Origin of the sequence: Methylomonas stagni (assembly GCF_050154735.1) — a bacterium.
Lineage (GTDB): Bacteria > Pseudomonadota > Gammaproteobacteria > Methylococcales > Methylomonadaceae > Methylomonas > Methylomonas koyamae_A.
The window spans coordinates 3,353,466-3,370,163 of record NZ_CP189557.1; the positions used below are offsets into that span (position 1 = coordinate 3,353,466).

The 16,698-nt window shown below is 57.1% G+C and carries 18 protein-coding genes; 5 read left to right on the forward strand and 13 right to left on the reverse strand.

The annotated features are described in order from the left end of the window. Positions 1-9 precede the first annotated feature (9 nt). Positions 10-1,080 carry a TIGR03790 family protein gene (locus ACP4CD_RS15395; RefSeq protein ID WP_426991542.1) on the reverse strand — a complete coding sequence of 357 codons (1,071 nt, stop codon included), beginning with the start codon at positions 1,078-1,080 and terminating at the stop codon, positions 10-12. Positions 1,081-1,280: 200 nt separating this feature from the next. On the opposite strand from ACP4CD_RS15395, the gene ACP4CD_RS15400 reads away from it, so the two are divergent. Next, positions 1,281-1,727, forward strand: a complete 447-nt coding sequence (locus ACP4CD_RS15400; protein ID WP_064029046.1) for a DUF2721 domain-containing protein — start codon at positions 1,281-1,283, stop codon at positions 1,725-1,727. A gap of 5 nt (positions 1,728-1,732) precedes the next feature. Here ACP4CD_RS15400 and ACP4CD_RS15405 read toward each other — a convergent pair whose 3' ends face one another. The 8 genes from ACP4CD_RS15405 to ACP4CD_RS15440 form a co-directional block, all read right to left on the reverse strand. Beyond that, positions 1,733-2,254 (reverse strand): SPOR domain-containing protein, encoded by a 522-nt coding sequence (locus ACP4CD_RS15405; protein WP_426991544.1) that lies wholly within the window; start codon positions 2,252-2,254, stop codon positions 1,733-1,735. A 137-nt stretch (positions 2,255-2,391) separates the two neighbouring features. After that, positions 2,392-4,152: an arginine--tRNA ligase gene (argS, locus tag ACP4CD_RS15410; RefSeq protein WP_426991546.1), complete on the reverse strand. Its 1,761-nt coding sequence runs from the start codon at positions 4,150-4,152 to the stop codon at positions 2,392-2,394. Positions 4,153-4,206: 54 nt separating this feature from the next. After that, on the reverse strand, positions 4,207-4,893 hold the full coding sequence (locus ACP4CD_RS15415; protein WP_426991548.1) for a YggS family pyridoxal phosphate-dependent enzyme: 687 nt from the start codon (positions 4,891-4,893) through the stop codon (positions 4,207-4,209). Next, positions 4,890-5,639, reverse strand: coding sequence for a twin-arginine translocase subunit TatC (gene tatC / locus ACP4CD_RS15420; RefSeq protein ID WP_064029038.1), 750 nt, complete (start codon positions 5,637-5,639; stop codon positions 4,890-4,892). The genes ACP4CD_RS15415 and tatC overlap by 4 nt, the downstream gene beginning before the upstream one ends. Next, positions 5,614-5,937 carry a Sec-independent protein translocase protein TatB gene (gene tatB / locus ACP4CD_RS15425; RefSeq protein WP_064029036.1) on the reverse strand — a complete coding sequence of 108 codons (324 nt, stop codon included), beginning with the start codon at positions 5,935-5,937 and terminating at the stop codon, positions 5,614-5,616. Before tatB ends, tatC begins: the two co-directional genes overlap by 26 nt. Before the next feature lie 3 nt (positions 5,938-5,940). Continuing rightward, complete coding sequence (tatA, locus tag ACP4CD_RS15430; protein WP_064029034.1) at positions 5,941-6,159, reverse strand: Sec-independent protein translocase subunit TatA; 219 nt, start codon at positions 6,157-6,159, stop codon at positions 5,941-5,943. A gap of 13 nt (positions 6,160-6,172) precedes the next feature. Continuing rightward, positions 6,173-6,502: a phosphoribosyl-ATP diphosphatase gene (locus tag ACP4CD_RS15435; RefSeq protein WP_064029032.1), complete on the reverse strand. Its 330-nt coding sequence runs from the start codon at positions 6,500-6,502 to the stop codon at positions 6,173-6,175. Positions 6,503-6,677: 175 nt separating this feature from the next. Then, positions 6,678-6,836, reverse strand: coding sequence for a hypothetical protein (locus tag ACP4CD_RS15440; protein WP_426991550.1), 159 nt, complete (start codon positions 6,834-6,836; stop codon positions 6,678-6,680). Between the two features lie 171 nt (positions 6,837-7,007). Here ACP4CD_RS15440 and ACP4CD_RS15445 point away from each other — a divergent pair, with 171 nt between their 5' ends. The 4 genes from ACP4CD_RS15445 to typA all read left to right on the forward strand — a co-directional run bounded on the left by ACP4CD_RS15445 (position 7,008) and on the right by typA (position 10,795). Beyond that, positions 7,008-7,913 (forward strand): LysR family transcriptional regulator, encoded by a 906-nt coding sequence (locus ACP4CD_RS15445; protein ID WP_064029030.1) that lies wholly within the window; start codon positions 7,008-7,010, stop codon positions 7,911-7,913. Next, positions 7,910-8,500, forward strand: a complete 591-nt coding sequence (locus tag ACP4CD_RS15450) for a class I SAM-dependent methyltransferase (RefSeq protein WP_426991551.1) — start codon at positions 7,910-7,912, stop codon at positions 8,498-8,500. Before ACP4CD_RS15445 ends, ACP4CD_RS15450 begins: the two co-directional genes overlap by 4 nt. Then, positions 8,497-8,889, forward strand: coding sequence for a rhodanese-like domain-containing protein (locus tag ACP4CD_RS15455; protein WP_064029026.1), 393 nt, complete (start codon positions 8,497-8,499; stop codon positions 8,887-8,889). Before ACP4CD_RS15450 ends, ACP4CD_RS15455 begins: the two co-directional genes overlap by 4 nt. A gap of 82 nt (positions 8,890-8,971) precedes the next feature. Beyond that, positions 8,972-10,795: a translational GTPase TypA gene (typA, locus tag ACP4CD_RS15460; protein WP_426991553.1), complete on the forward strand. Its 1,824-nt coding sequence runs from the start codon at positions 8,972-8,974 to the stop codon at positions 10,793-10,795. A 203-nt stretch (positions 10,796-10,998) separates the two neighbouring features. Here the strand turns inward: typA and ACP4CD_RS15465 are convergent, their stop codons facing one another. From ACP4CD_RS15465 to ACP4CD_RS15480, 4 genes are all read right to left on the reverse strand, one after another. Continuing rightward, on the reverse strand, positions 10,999-11,808 hold the full coding sequence (locus ACP4CD_RS15465) for a sulfite exporter TauE/SafE family protein (RefSeq protein WP_426991555.1): 810 nt from the start codon (positions 11,806-11,808) through the stop codon (positions 10,999-11,001). Between the two features lie 216 nt (positions 11,809-12,024). Next, entirely contained in the window at positions 12,025-12,459 is a 435-nt protein-coding gene (locus ACP4CD_RS15470; protein ID WP_426991556.1) for an HMA2 domain-containing protein, read from the reverse strand. 52 nt (positions 12,460-12,511) lie between these two features. Next, complete coding sequence (locus tag ACP4CD_RS15475) at positions 12,512-15,628, reverse strand: efflux RND transporter permease subunit (protein WP_426991557.1); 3,117 nt, start codon at positions 15,626-15,628, stop codon at positions 12,512-12,514. Continuing rightward, positions 15,625-16,695, reverse strand: a complete 1,071-nt coding sequence (locus tag ACP4CD_RS15480; RefSeq protein ID WP_064025301.1) for an efflux RND transporter periplasmic adaptor subunit — start codon at positions 16,693-16,695, stop codon at positions 15,625-15,627. Before ACP4CD_RS15480 ends, ACP4CD_RS15475 begins: the two co-directional genes overlap by 4 nt. Between the last annotated feature and the right edge of the window lie 3 nt (positions 16,696-16,698).

Sequence of the window (16,698 nt, forward strand, 5' to 3'; positions counted from 1 at the left end):
GCAAAGTACTCAATGCTCCGCGCCGACGCGCGGCGGGTAGGCAAACGGTTTGGCCAGCGGCTCGCCGACAAAAATGCCTTGACCGGGTTGCGCGACGCTCTTCCAATAAGCCTCGATCAGGCTGCTGCCGCGTAAATAAAAGTACATCAGGACGCCGGGATTGGAAAACTTGGCCGGAAAATTACACGGCTCGACCACCGCGCCGTAACTGCCAGTCGCCCCGGCCCGCAACCATTCCCGAATGTTCATTTGATCGCTGCCCGACATCACGCCGCCCGACGACGTCAAATGATCGGCCACAGCGCCGGGCAAATAGCGGTTATCGGCCAAATGCGGCACTTTGGTCAAGCCGGTAAAATAAAACATCACATCCTGCCGACCGGCAATGTAATCCTGTTCCAAATAATACACCGGCCAAAACTGGCTCAAACCCTTGGCGATTTCCGGAAACAAAACGGCCCGCGAGCTGCGCGCCTTATCCGAGGTTTTCAGCAAATAGGCCGCGCCCTTGGGCTGACTGTAGTCGGCGGCGACACCGGTATCGATCAAGCGCTTGGCCTCCTCGAACGTCGCACCGGCCACCGCCATCGTCGGTCGCCAACCGTGCGCCTTAAAAGGACGATCGGTTTCGGACGCGTAATACGGATTCCCACGGGTTTGCTGACAGCCTTTCGCGCAAAACGCCGGATCGAAACCGGCCGCCAGCGCGGTCGTGATCGACATGCATTCAACCCGGAACGGTTGCAACCAAGTGATCGCGTAAGCTTGCACTGCTTCCGGCGTCCGCTGGTCCAGCTTTTGTTTCAGCGCCGTGAATTCCTGCTTAGACATGACCGGTCGATTCGGCGCGAAGCTGACATGAATGATCTGATCGGCCGGGATGCGCCGCTTGACCTGATAATATTCGCCAATGCGCCGGCTCAACGGATCGGCGTCATTTACAATGACCGCCAAATCGGCCGCCTCCAGCGCCGGCGACGGCTGATAGAGCGGCGAAATCGCCGCCAGCCCGGCCCGCGAGCATACGCCGCTCGCCAATAAAGCGATTAACGCCAAGTTGAGGATTCGAAGATAGGACACCGGGGAACTCCAGAAAAGACGACTGCCGACGAGTAAAGCTAAACCGCCAATGTAGTCGGCACTGGCCTAAATGCAACCAGGATTTGTAAAATCCCCAAACCAATGCGCGGGCCACAAGATAGCTGTTCGATCGCTTAGCCGACCGAATAGTTCAGGCCCCACCTTCGGTCAAAATACAATTCATTCGCGGAAAAAATCAGATGGACGCCATAGACAATATCCCCACCGTCGCCCACGTTATCCAACAGGCGGTTGCCCCGGTGTTTCTGCTGACCGGTGTCGCCGGCTTGTTGAGTGTCCTAACTAACCGGCTTGGCCGAGCTGTAGACCGGTTTCGGACGCTGTCCAAGCTGGCCGGAGAGGAAGGCGACAAACACTATGCCGAGATGCAAACACTGGCCAGACGCGGCCTCTGGATTCGCTGGGCGATTACGTTGTGCACGGTGTGCGCGCTATTGATTTGCTTATCGATCGTCACGATGTTCCTAGGCGTCCAGGTCACGGTGGATCTGTCGAATTTGGTGTCGACGCTATTCGTCGCGGCGATGCTGGCATTGATTGCCGGATTGTTATGCTTTTTGCGGGAAATTTCACTGGCGACCGGCATCATCGCGCCGCGCCGCCGGCAGCGGCATCTGAATAAATAAGCGGACTAATGACCGTTCTCGGTCACAATCACGCCGATGCCGTTTTTCTGCAGCAATTCCTTGATCGTCGATACGCTGGCCGGGTTATCGTAGGGGCCAATCTTGACACGGTGCCAAATGGTTTCGCCGACCTTCGCTTTCTCGACGCGAGATTCTATCCCCAACAAAGCCAGCTTGGCCTTATGCCGCTCCGCTTCCGCCGCCTCGCGAAACGAGCCTGCCTGCATCACGTATTTGGTCGCCTTGGTTTTGCCGACCAACTGCTCGCGCACCCGTGTCTTGATTTCGTAATCGGGGACCACGACTTCGGCCTGCGGCAGGATGGTATAAAACTCGTAACGCGGCTCTTCCGGCTCCGCCGGCGCGGCCGTTTCGGCTTTAGCCTCCTCGGGCTTGGTCTCTTTCGAATCCACCTTGGCCGGCGTCGGCGATTGCACCGGCAATTCGCGCTTGACGATCTCGGCGGCCGGCGGCGTCGCCGATTCCGGCTTGGCGGCGGTCAGTTCCGGTACCATTTTGCGGATCATATTCAAAAACACCACAAAAGCCGCCACCAAGCCGATCACAACCAACCAACGCCACGGCGCTATCCCTTTTTTCTGGGGCGCCTGCGGCTATTGGCATAACTGGCCGACTGGACGCGATGTTTGTAATCTCTGGCCATTTACATCGCTTCTGGAGCGTTAATTTTCAGCAAGGTCAAACCATTAACCAGTACCTGCTTGACCGCGCAAATCAAATTCAGGCGGGCATTGCATAAGCGCTCGTCATCGACCAGGAATTGGTGGGCGTTGTAATAAGCGTGGAACTGGTTGGCCAACTCGCGTAGATACTGAATCAATTGGTGAGGTTCATATTGAACGGCGGCCTTTTCCAGCACCTCCGGATACTTAGCCAAGGTGGTCAACAACGCGCTTTCCTGTTCCTCGGTCAGCAAGTTTAGATTGGCCAGGCCCAATTGCGGATCGCGGCGGCGGCCTTTCTCGTCCAACTGCCGTAACACGCTGCACACCCTGGCGTGCGCGTATTGCACGTAGTACACCGGATTTTCGTTGGTTTTCGAGGTCGCCAATTTCAGGTCGAAATCCATATGCTGCTCGGACTTACGCATGACGTAGAAAAAGCGGCAGGCATCCCTGCCGACTTCGCCGCGAAGCTGGCGTAGCGTGACGAACTCGCCGGATCGCGTGGACATTTGCACCTTCTCGTCGCCGCGATACAACACCGCGAATTGCACCAGCAGCACTTTCAATTTGGCCTCGTCGGCGCCCAGCGCCTGCATCGCCGCCCTCACCCTCGGAATGTAACCGTGATGGTCGGCACCCCAAATGTTGACGATCCGGTCGAAACCTCGATCCAGCTTATTCATGTGGTAGGCAATATCGGACGCAAAATAGGTGGTCTGCCCGTTATCGCGCACCACCACTCTATCCTTCTCGTCGCCGAGCCGACTGGACGCGAACCAAGTGGCGCCGTCCTGCACGTACAAATACCCGGCGTCTTCCAAGCGCTTCAATGCGGTTTGCACCGACCGGTCGTCCATCAGCGAGCGTTCGGAAAACCAGTGCTGGTAACCAACGCCGAATTCTTCGAGATCGTCCTTGATATCAGCCAGAATCTCATTCAGGCCGGCATCGAATACCGCGCCGTAAGCCTCGGCACCCAACAAACTTTTAGCGCGTTCGATCAGCGCATCGATATGCTTTTCCTTATCGCCGCCTTGCGGCTCGTCGGCGGGCAAATCCGCCAGCACTTGCTCCACTGGCCGACGGTAGGCCTCGCCGGCATTTCGCTGCAGATTCGCCGCGATGTCGCGAACGTATTCGCCGCGATAGCCGTTGCTCGGAAACGTCAAGACTTCGCCTACGGCCTCCAAATAGCGTAGCCAGACGCTGGTGGCCAAAATATCCATCTGTCGGCCGGCATCGTTAACATAATACTCGCGTTCGACCTCGAAACCGGCGGCTTCGAGCAGATCGGCCACCGCCGAACCGTAGGCGGCTCCCCGTCCGTGCCCGACATGCAAGGGCCCGGTCGGATTGGCGGAAACGAATTCGACCTGTACCCGCTGGCCTGCGCCGATCGTGCTCAAGCCGAAACCGGCGCCGGCGTCCAGAACTTGTTTGACGACTTCGAACTGACTGTCGGGATTAATGAAAAAATTGATGAAGCCGGGGCCTGCGATCTCGACTTTGCTAACCAACGTATCGACAGGCAACGCTGCCACGATTTTCTCGGCCAGAACTCTGGGAGAGGATTTGGCCAGCTTGGCCAACAACATCGCTAGATTGGTCGCGAAATCGCCGTGCTGGGCGTCCTTGGTCCGCTCCAGATTGATTTGAGCTTCAAAATCGCTGTCGAGTAGGCCTTCCGCTTTCAGTGCGTTAACGGATTGTTGTAACAGAGATTCCAGCGTTTGTTTCATTGCGTCGGTCGATGCGGATTTGTCGAAAAATGTTCGCCATTATCCACGAAAACCCTAGCGAAGGCTAGAACGCTCGCCGAACAGCGCCGTGCCGATCCGCACCAACGTCGAGCCTTCGGCGACCGCGGCCCGCAAATCGCCACTCATGCCGTAAGACAAGGTATCCAACCCAGGCAGATTCAACGCCTGAACCGCCGAGCAAAGCGAGCGGTAAGGCCGGCATTGCGCGGCATAGTCGGATTGCGGCTCGGGTATGGCCATCACGCCGCGCAGCCTCAACCGGGGCAACTTCGCCACTTGTTCGACCAACGCCGGCAGCTCGGCCAGCGCCACACCGGATTTACTGGCTTCACCGCTGATGTTGACTTGCAAGCAAACATTCAACGGCGGCAGATAATCCGGCCGCTGCTCGCTGAGCCGCTCGGCGATTTTCAGTCGATCGACGCTATGCACCCAGGCGAAATGCTGGGCGATCGGCTTGGTTTTATTGGATTGAATCGGCCCGATGAAATGCCAGGAGATCGCAAACGCCGACAATGCCTGCTGCTTTATCAAAGCCTCCTGTAGGTAATTTTCGCCGAAATGGCGCTGCCCCCAACGATAGGCGGCGGCCACGTCGGCGGCAGGTTTGGTTTTACTGACCGCCAACAAACGCACGCATCCGGTCGCCCGGCCGACGGCGATCTCGGCGGCACGCAATTCGGCGGTCACCGCCGCGAAACGCTCTGCTATCGTCGTCATGACGACTCATCGCTCCGCTTACCCACGAACAAACGGGAAAACAACAAGCCGGACTCGAACAGCATCCACATCGGCACGGCCAACAAGGTTTGCGACAAAGCATCCGGCGGCGTCAAAAACATCGCAACCACAAACACACCGACGATGACGTAAGGACGCTTTTCGGCCAAACTTTCCGGCGAAACGATGCCGGCCCAAACCAGTACGATCGTAAAAATCGGCACCTCGAAGCAAACTCCGAACGCAAAAAACATCCCCAATACGAAATCGAGATAGGTGGCGATGTCGGTCATCACCGCGACCCCGGCCGGCGCGGTCGCGGTCAAATAACCGAACACCAACGGAAACACCAGAAAATACGCAAATGCCGCGCCGCCGTAAAACAACAAGGTACTGGCAACCAATAACGGCAATACCATCAGCTTTTCATGACGGTATAAACCCGGCGCGACGAAGCCCCAAAACTGATAGAGAATAAACGGAATGGCGGCGAACACCGCGACGACGAAGGCCAGCTTGAACGGCGTGAAAAACGGCGAAGCGACGTCGATAGCGATCATCGAGCTGTTTTTAGGCATGTGCGCCAACAGCGGCTCCGCCAAATAGGCGTAAATCTCGTTGGCATAGCTGGCGGTACCGATGAACACCAACAGTACGCACAACACCACCTTAAGCAGGCGGTCGCGCAATTCGACGAGATGACTGAAAAAAGATTGTTCGCTATCCTGCGGATTTGGGCGGGTCATTGGGCTGATCGGTCTCGGTCGGCGCCTGCAAGCTAAAGTTGATGTCGTCCACGGCGGACTGGGTGTCTCTCAAGGCCTGTTGCAATTCGTCGGCTCCGATTCGCTGTTGCAACAATTGCCGCATTTCCTCGGCCTGCAATTCCTGTTTGATTTCGGCCTTGGCGGTCGAAATGATGCCGCGCGCCTTACCCACCCATAAACCCGCAATGCGCGCGGCCTTAGGCAGCTTTTCGGGCCCCAGCACCAGCAGGGCCACTAGCCCTATCATCAGCAACTCGGAAAAACCGACTTCGAACATGGCTTAGACCTGATCTTTTTCTTTATGAGTCACTTCGCCTTCCAGGGTTTCGCCATTTTCCTTGGCTAACGACTTATCGGATTCACCTCCTTCCTTGACCGCCGAACGAAAACCCTTGATCGCCTCGCCCAGATCGGCACCGACGTTTTTTAAGCGCTTGGTACCGAAGACCAGAACCACGATCACCAACACCACTAACAAATGCGGAATACTGAAGCCCATGACTCGCTCCTAATTAATTCGTTTGGGAAGATTGACGCTGCGCTTTTTCTTGAAGTCCGGACAAGCCGAAACGCCGGCGCAACTCGTTCAACACGGCATCCGGGCCCAGCCCTTGATGCGCCAGCAACACCATGCTGTGAAACCAGAGGTCGGCGACTTCGTAGACAATCTTTTCCGGATCGCCGTCTTTAGCGGCCATGACCGTCTCGGTGGCCTCCTCGCCGATCTTTTTTAGGATTTGATCCAGACCTTTGGCGTAAAGACCCGCCACATAAGACTGATCGGCGGATTGTTGCTTGCGCTGTTCGAGAACTTCGGCAAGTTGGTGCAGAACGTCGCTCATTCAACCAGGGACAATGGTTAATAAAGTCAAAATCATAACACGACCGCCGCAAAAACCGACGGGCAAAAAAACCTCCCAGCGCTTGCGCGGTGGAAGGCAAAAAACCAAGCGGAGTACTTAAGAAGGAGGTTACCGCTCGTTATTACAACACCAGGAGGTAGTTACAAATTCGGGATCAGCCGTTGGACTGAGCTTTGGACATATTGCTAAACATCGACGTCGCCGCAAACAGAACCGTCGAGACCAAAAACAAACCGGACATAAAGTTCCAAATCCCGGCAAAAAACAAAGTACCGATCAGAATATCTTTTTTCATGTCTTGCATCGCTTTCATCTCCTCTCAACCTTGCCCTTGACAAGATTCCATCTGTTTGCTTTTCAGTTGCCGCATACTATACAGTACAAAAAAAGTTTACAATTCGGAATTTATTAAATAAATTGTATCCATTAGAGAAACAATTAGCGTATTAGCACGCCTACCCCCCAGACAACCAAGGAGGTTTCGATGGATAAACTGACCAGCATGAATGTGTTTGTACGCGTCGCCAAAGCCGGTAGCTTTGCCGGCGCCGCCAAGGACTTGGACATTTCCAGGGCGATGGCCACCAAACACATCATGCAGCTCGAAAGCGAATTGAACACCCGCTTGTTCAACCGCACCACCCGCAGCCTAAGTCTAACCGAGGCCGGCGAAGCCTATTTGGAACGCTGTCAGCAGGTGCTGTTGGACGTCGCCGAGATGGAGTCGGCGGTCACCCATTTACAAACCGAACCGCGCGGCATGTTGAAAATCCTGGCGCCGCCGGTCATTGGCGCCAGCCACATTTCGCCCGGACTGACCGAGTATCTGAAAAACTATCCGGACCTGTCGGTCGATATGGTGCTAAAAGGCGGCCAGGTAGACCTGATCGACGAAGGCGTCGATTTGGCGATTTACCTGGGCCAACTTAACGACACCAGCTTGGTCGCCCGCAAAATCGCCACCTCGTCGCTGGTGGTTTGCGCTTCGCCGGAATATCTGAAGCTGCACGGCACTCCTCAAGACCCGGAAGACCTGGAGGATCATAGCTGCTTGATCAACTGGGCGATTCCACCACGCAATAAATGGCGTTTCAAAGGCATTCTCGGCGAACGGACAGTGACCGTGACCGGCCGGATGCAGGCCAATATGGCCGACCCGATCCGCAATGCCGCCGTCAACGGCCTTGGCCTGATCATGCTGCCGCGCTACATCGTCGGCCGCGACATCGAACAAGGTCGCTTGCAAGTGGTGATGGAACAATACGGCATCACCCCGCTGGAAATTTACGCGGTTTATCCGCACCGCAAATATTTGTCGGCCAAGGTACGATCGTTTCTGGACTTTATCCAAGCTTGGCTGCCGCATCGCATCGGCATGGATCCGCCGTGAACGACCTGCAAGCAAAATGGGACGCGATCTATCAAGCCGCCCACCAACCAGGACCGCCGACCGAAGTGCTGGCTGAACACCCCTTCCTGTTACCGGCCGAGGGCTCTGCGCTGGATCTGGCTTGCGGATTAGGCGGAAATGCTTTGTTTTTAGCCGAGCAAGGCCTGCGCGTCCAAGCTTGGGACATCTCCGCGCGCGCACTGGAAATACTGGCCTCCCACGCCAAGCTAAGATCGCTCGACATCACCTGCCGGCAACACCGTATCGAAGCCGACAGCTTGCGCAATCAGCTATTCGATGTAATTGTCATCAGTCGTTTTCTTGACCGCACCCTGTGTAATGCGATAATGACGGCCTTGAAGCCCGAAGGCTTGTTGTTTTATCAAACCTTTATCCGCGACAAACCGGAACCGATCGGCCCCAGCAACCCCGCTTTCCTGCTGAACCGCAACGAATTGTTACAACTGTTTGCCCCGCTGACGCCGGTATATTACCGGGAATACGCCCGCACCGGCGACTTGCGGCGCGGACGACGCAACGAAGCGGCCTTCATCGGACAGAATACCAACCTTGACTCGACACCATGATAGACAATCTCGACCCCAAACAAGCCTGGGCCTTACTGCAGAACAACCCATCCGCGGTACTGATCGACGTTAGAACCGCGATCGAACACGGTTTCGTCGGCCATCCTCCCAAAGCGATACACATCGCCTGGAAGGAATTCCCCGGCATGCAACTCAACCCGACCTTCGTGGAGCAGGTGCAACAACACGCCCCGGACCCATCGGCGCCGATTTTGTTGTTATGCCGCAGTGGCGTCCGCTCGGTCGAAGCCGCCAAAGCTCTGGAAGCGGCCGGCTACCGGCATTTGGTCAACATCCTGGAAGGCTTCGAAGGCCCGCTGGACGAGCAAAAACACCGCGGAAAACTCGGCGGCTGGCGTTTCCACGGCCTGCCCTGGGAACAAAGCTAAGCCGTCGCAAGTATTTTTCAGTATCGAGGCAAGCGCCTCTACCTACATCGATTTCCCTATTCTCTAAAAATCCGACAATCCTGTGATAGAAAAACTTAGAAACATCGCCATCATCGCTCACGTCGACCATGGCAAAACCACCCTCGTCGATCAATTGCTGCAACAATCCGGCACCTTCGACGCCCACGAAAAAGTCGACGAACGCGTGATGGACTCCAACGCGCTGGAAAAAGAACGCGGAATCACCATTCTGGCAAAGAATACCGCGATCGACTGGAACGGCTATCACATCAACATCGTCGACACACCGGGCCACGCCGATTTCGGCGGCGAAGTGGAGCGGGTGCTGTCCATGGTCGATTGCGTATTGTTGCTGGTCGACGCCGTGGACGGCCCTATGCCGCAAACCCGCTTCGTGACTCAGAAAGCCTTCGCCCTGGGCTTGAAACCCATCGTCGTCATCAACAAAGTCGACCGCCCCGGCGCCCGCCCGGACTGGGTCATCGACCAAACCTTCGATTTATTCGACCGACTCGGCGCCACAGACGAACAATTGGATTTCCCGATCGTCTATGCCTCGGCGCTGAAAGGTTACGCGGGTCTGGAACTGGAAAGCACCGTCGAGGGCGGCGACATGACCCCGCTGTTCCAAACCATCGTCGACAAGGTGAGTCCGCCGCCGGTCAATATCGACGGCCCGTTCCAAATGCAAGTCATCAGCCTGGACTACAACAGCTATGTCGGCGTGATCGGCATTGGCCGCATCCAGCGCGGCAGCGTCAAAACCAACCAACCGCTGACCTTGATCAACCGAGAAGGCGCCACCCGCAACGGCCGAATGCTGCAAATCTTCGGTTTCAAGGGTCTGGAACGTATCGAAGTGCCGCAAGCCCAAGCCGGCGACATCATCGCGTTCACCGGTATCGACAAACTGGAAATTTCAGACACGTTATGTCAGCAGGACGCGGTCGAAGCCTTGCCGCCGCTGAAAGTCGACGAACCGACCGTCAGCATGACGTTCCAGGTCAACAACTCGCCGTTCGCCGGCAAGGAAGGCAAATTCGTCACGTCGCGGCAAATACGCGATCGGTTGCACAAGGAATTGCAGCACAACGTCGCATTGCGCGTCGAGGACACCAGCGATCCGGACAAATTTAAAGTGTCCGGCCGAGGCGAATTGCATTTGTCGATTTTGATCGAAAACATGCGTCGCGAAGGCTTCGAATTAGGCGTGTCGCGTCCGGAAGTGATTTTCAAGGAAGAAGACGGCGTCACCACCGAACCGTTCGAAATGGTCACCATCGAAGTGGAAGACGAACACCAAGGCACGATCATGGAGAAACTCGGCGAGCGCAAGGGCGATTTGCTGAACATGGTCCCGGACGGCAAGGGCCGTATCCGCTTGGAATATATGGTACCGTCGCGCGGCTTGATCGGCTTCCAGACCGAGTTCATGACCGCCACTTCCGGGTCCGGTTTGTTCTACCACGTCTTCGACCATTACGGCCCGGTCAAACCCGGTACCTTCGGCGTGCGTAAGCGCGGCGTATTGGTCTCGATGGTTCAAGGCAAGGCATTGGCCTACGCGCTGTTCGCCCTTCAAGAACGCGGCGAATTGTTCATCGTGCATGCCGACGAAGTCTACGAAGGCATGCTGGTTGGCATTCATTCGCGCGCCAACGATCTGGTTGTGAACCCGACCAAGGCCAAACAGCTCACCAACATCCGCGCGGCCGGCACCGACGAAAACCTGATCCTGACCCGCATCCAAAAAATGACGCTGGAACAGGCCTTGGAGTTCATCGACGAGGACGAACTGGTCGAAGTCACGCCGCAATCGATACGCCTGCGTAAAAAGCTGCTATCCGAGAACGACCGCAAACGCGCCTCGCGTTCAGCCGAATAAGCCAGCACGCGCAAACCTGAAAATCGCCGGTTTCTCGCTTCGAGGCCGGCGATCTGATCGAGCGGCCCGGAACCCCGCTATTGCCCGACCGGCGAATCCACGACCCGCCACGCCGTCTTGCCGCACCCAGTCAATCCAGCCAAACAGCATCATCGACAAAGATCGGCACGCGCCAACCGGTGCCGCACGCGTTGAACCTCGGTTTATTGCAGCACAAACTTCAAACCGATCACGAGCAACAAGGTCGCCAGGGCCGGACGGAGAAATTGCTCCGGAATCTTCGCGCTCAAGTGGCTACCCAGCCAGATACCCGGCAGAGAACCCGCCAACAAGCTCAACAGCAATTGCAAATCGAAGTTTCCGAGACTCAAGTGCCCAAGCCCGGCCACCGCGGTCAACGGAATCGCATGGGCCAGATCGGTGCCGACAATTTTCAGCGTCGTCATTCTCGGATATAGAAATAGCAGCGCGACGGTACCCAGCGCGCCGGCCCCCACCGATGACAGCGTTACCAACACACCCAATATCGCACCGGTCAACACCGTTGCAAATCGCTCCCAACTCGGCGAAAACCGGCCACTGTTATCCTGATTGCTATGCTCGTCGTCGATTTCTTCTTTCGCCGAATGACGTAGCATCCAGCTACGAACCAGCAACGCGCAGGCCGTCAGCAACAAAGCCACGCCCAACGTGAAAGTAATCATACCGGTGGTTTCCTTACCGACCGCCATCAGATTTTTCAGCACGTAAAGCGTGATGCCCGCGAACGGCAAGCTACCCAGCGCGAGCCAACCGACGATGCGCCAATCCACGGACTTGTGCTTGCCGTGATGAACAAAAACGCCGGCGGTTTTGGTAATCGCCGCGTATAACAGATCGGTACCGACCGCGACGGCTGGTTTGAAACCGAAAAGGAACACCAACAACGGCGTCATCAAAGAGCCGCCGCCGACGCCGGTCACGCCCACCAGCAAACCGACTACAAAACCCGACAGCGTATACATTAAATTCATAATTTCCGGCCTTCTATTTCGTTAATTCAGATAAGCGCGGACATTATGCCAGCGTTACCGGCCGGCATTTTAATGATAAAAATGAATACTATTATGCCTTTTTCAGATACAAAAGCCCGCAGCCTCGATTGCCACCATCACTGTGGCAATCCAGCCAAGTCGCCGGCGGCCCCTCAAGGTCGCACGCTCCACCTTTTAGAACCGCGAGCGCGGTACTTAGCGGAATAGCGATTTCCGGTAAAGATATAAATGCACGCCTAAATTGGCGACGAACAGGTAGCCCGTCGCCGCATGCCAGTGCCGCCAGCGTTTTCGGCGCACCGTAGTAAGTGCCAGCGAGGCCGCCAGACTCCCCAACATGGCGATTTTGTTGTAACGGTTAATGCGCTTCTTGGTCAACAGCGGCGGCGTTAACGCGTCGCCCAAGACATTGTCGACGGCGGCATCGAGTTTGGCTTCCAGCTCTGCCATCGGTGTATCCCCGGGATCGAAACTCACGACGACACTGCCGGTGCGTGGATTGGCTTGCCATTGGGTAATCGCCGTGATGTTTGCCAACTCCCGGCTAAGTTGAGTTTGTCGAGCCGGGTCCCGCAAGCCTTTGTCGCGTATTCTGATTCGTCCAGGCAACGAAGATACAATTCTGCTCATGCAATCGGTTTATCATTGAAAATTGAAGGGATCGCCGCACACGGAGATGCGACTAGTCGCCCGCCGCCGGTATGTCGACTCGAAACCAAGCGGCATATAGGGCGGGCAAAAACAGCAGGGTCAGCAACGTGGCCACAGTGAGCCCTCCCATGATGGCGACCGCCATGGGTCCGAAAAACGCGCTGCGCGTCAGCGGAATCATCGCCAATATCGCCGCCGCCGCCGTCAACACGATAGGGCGAAAACGCCGCACCGTGGAATCGACGATGGCATCGAAATCGGCGCGGCCGGCCGCTTTATCCTGATCGATTTGATCGACCAGGATTACCGAATTACGCATGATCATGCCCGACAACGCGATCGTGCCCAACATCGCCACAAAGCCGAACGGCTGATGAAACAGCAACAAGAACAGTGTCACGCCTATCATGCCAAGCGGCGCGGTCAATACGACCAACGCGACTCGGGAAAAACTTTGCAACTGAATCATCAACACCGTCAAGACGCTGATGACGAACAGCGGCATACCGGCAGCCACCGACTCGCCGCCTTTCGCCGACTCCTCGACCGCGCCGCCGGTTTCCAAGCGATACCCGACCGGCAGCTTACGTTTGAATTCGGCCAGATCGGCCTCGATCCGGGCCGAAACCATCAGCGCCTGGATGTCGCCGTACAGATTCGCCCGCACCGTCACGGTCGGAATCCGATTCCGGCGCCAGATCACGCCCTCCTCAAAGCCGTATTCCAGAATCGCGATTTGCGACAGCGGCACGCTATGCCCGCTCCTGGTAGGCAACATCAGATGTTGCAATAGCGATAAATGCTGGCGCTCAACCTTGGTGCCGCGAATCAGCAAATCGATGCGCTCGATGTCCTCGCGAAACTCGGTGACGTACAATCCCTGCAAAGCGCCGTTGATCAGATTGGCAATGTCGTTGGAGCCAATGCCGAGCAGACGAGCCTTGGATTGATCGACATCGACCCTGACGACTTTGACCGGTTCCTCCCAGTCCAATTGCACATTGGACAAATAAGGGGTGGCGCGCATCGTATCGGCCACCTGTCGAGCCAGACGGCGCAATTCGCTCAAATCCGGTCCGGATACCCGAAACTGCACCGGAAAACCGACCGGCGGGCCGTTTTCCAAACGCAGAACGCTGCCCCGCAAATTGGGGAAATCCTGTTCGAACAATTGAATCAAGCGAAGCCGCAGCGCCTCGCGTTCCGCGGGTCCCTGAGTCAAAACCACGAATTGGGCAAAATTGCGCTGCGGTAACTGTTGATCCAACGGCAGATAAAAGCGCGGACTGCCGTTGCCCACATAGGCCACGTAGTTTTCGATGCCGGATTGCCGGCTCAACCAATCTTCCAGTTTTTTCACCTCGGCTTCGGTCGCCGCGTAAGATACGCCTTCGGCCAAACGTAGATCCACGACGAGTTCGGGCCGGGTCGAATCCGGAAAAAATTGTTGTTGCACGAATTTAAAACCGACGATCGCCCCGACGAACATTGCCAACGTAATCGTAATCACCAACCAACGATGCGAGACGCAGCCGGCCACCAACCCGCGAAACCGGCGATAAAAAGGCGTCTGGTACAAATCGTCGTGACCGGTCGCCTCGCTGCCGATTCCCGCGCGCGCCAACCAGCGGGCAAACACCGACGGTCGGGCGTGGCGATCTCGGTAATTCGGCAGTAGCCGAAATCCCAAATAAGGCACAAACACCACCGCAGCGACCCAAGACACCAACAACGCAATCACCACCACCTGGAAAATCGAGCGGGTGTATTCGCCGGTCGAAGATTCGGCGGTGGCGATCGGCAAAAAACCGGCGGCGGTGACCAAGGTACCGCTGAGCATCGGCATCGCGGTCGAGGTATAGGCAAAGGCCGCCGCCCTGGTACGCTCCCAGCCCTGCTCCATTTTCGAAGCCATCATTTCGACCGCGATGATGGCATCGTCCACTAGCAAGCCGAGCGCCAAAATCAACGCGCCCAACGAAATCTTATGCAAACCGACGCCGAACAAATGCATGAGCCAAAAGGTGATCGCCAATACCACCGGTATGCTAATGGCCACGACGATGCCGGTACGTAATCCCAGCGACATCAAGCTAACCGCCAACACGATCACGACCGCTTCCGCCAGCGATTTGACGAATTCGTTGACCGATCGCTGCACGGCTTTAGGTTGAGACGAAACCGGATGCAGTTCCAGACCGACCGGCAACTGGCTTTGAATTTGGGTGACCGCGGCGTCCAGAGCCTTGCCCAGCCGAATGATGTCGCCGCCGTCACGCATGGCGACACCGAGCAATAAGGATTCTTGACCGTTAAAACGCACCTTGTCCTTGGGCGGATCTTCGTAGCCCCTGCCGACTGTCGCGACATCGCCGAGGCGAAATTCCTGATTGTTAACCCGGAGTCTCACATCCCGCAAGGCCTCCAACTGGTCGTAGCGACCGGATACGGCGATCCGGACGTGCTCGTCGGGCGAGTCGAAACTGCCGCTGCCGGTGACCAGATTTTGGGCCTGTAGGGTCTGCAGCATGCTGACCACATCGATACCCATCGTCGCCAACTTGGCATTCGACAAATCGACGTAGATACGCTGTTTTTGCTCGCCGAAAAAATCCACCTTGACGACGTCCGGCACCCGCAACAATTCGGCGCGTACCGTTTCGGCGTGCCGTTTCAATTCGGCGTAGTCGTAACCCGGCCCGGTCAAGGCATATAAATTGCCGTAGACATCGCCGAATTCGTCGTTAAAGGTTGGCCCTTCGACGCCGTCGGGCAGGGTATAGCGAATATCGCCGACCTTTTTCCGCGCCTGATAAAAAATATTGGGGACTTCGCTGGGCGGCGTCGAATCGAGGGCCGACAGAAATATCAACGATTCGCCGGCTCGCGAGTAGCTACGCAAGGTATCCAGCCACGGCACTTCCTGGAGTTTTTTCTCGAGTTTATCGGTGACCTGCCGCTCAACCTCTTCCGCGCTAGCTCCAGGCCAACCGGTTCTTATCACCATGATCTTGAACGTAAACGGCGGGTCCTCGGATTGCCCCAGCTTGGTATAAGACGCCATCCCGACCAACGTCATTACCAGCATCGCGTACAGTACCAGCGCCGGGTGGCGCAAGGCCCACTCGGACAGGTTGAATCCCTTCATGGCCGACTCCGCGACGGCACCGCTCTGACGATCTGGCCCGGCACCAAGGTCTGAACACCCGCCGCGACGACTTGCTCCCCACTTTGCAAACCCTCTAGGATCAGTACGCCATCCTCACGGTAATCGCCGGCCCGCACCGGTCTGGGCCGCACTTCGCCATTGGCTGGATTGACGACCCAAACCACCGTCCGTCCGTCCCGCTCGGTCAACGCCGGCGTCGGCAGCAAATAGGCGGCAGTATCTTGCCGATAAAAGCGCACCCCGGCCGTCATGCCTAAGCGCACCGCCGCATCGGGATTCTGAAGCGCCACCCGCACCTGGAAGGTGCGGGTGGCGCTATCGGCGGCCGGCGCCACCTCCCTGACCCGGCCCTGATACGTCACCCCCGGATACGCCCATAAGCGGACTTCAGCCGGCGTATCGACCGCAATTCCAGCCATCCGCGACTCGGGTACCGCGATCGCTACCTCCTTGGCTTCGGCCACCGCGATCCGAACGATGGGTTCGCCAGCCGCGACAACCTGCCCCGGCTCGGCGCGGATCTCGGTCACCACGCCGTCGCGTTCGGCCAATAGATGGGTATAGCGCGACTGATTGCCGGTCACGGCGGCCTGAGCGCGTGCCTGCTTGGCGCGGGCGGCGGCGGCCTTGTACTGGGCTTCCTGAATATCCAGGGCCTGATTGGAGATAAACTTGCGGGCGTACAATTGCCGCTGCCGGTCCAATTCGGCCTGCGCCAGCGCCAGATCGGCTTCGGCGGCCCGCACTTCGGCCTGGGCGGCCTGAGTGGACAAGCCGGTATCGACCGCATCCAACTTCGCCAACATCTGACCGGCCACGACCACGGCGCCGACGTCGACGTTGCGTTCGATAATCTTGCCGGCGATCCTGAAACCCTGCACACTTTCGTATCGCGAACGAACCTCGCCGACCAGCGTGGTCGGCGCTTCGGCAGTGCGTTCCCCCACCGTCGTCACCAATGCCGGCCTGGGCGGCGGCGGCGGCGGCACCGGTTGCTCGCAGCCGATCAACATCAGCAGCGGCAACATCGCAAACAAAAACTTCATTGA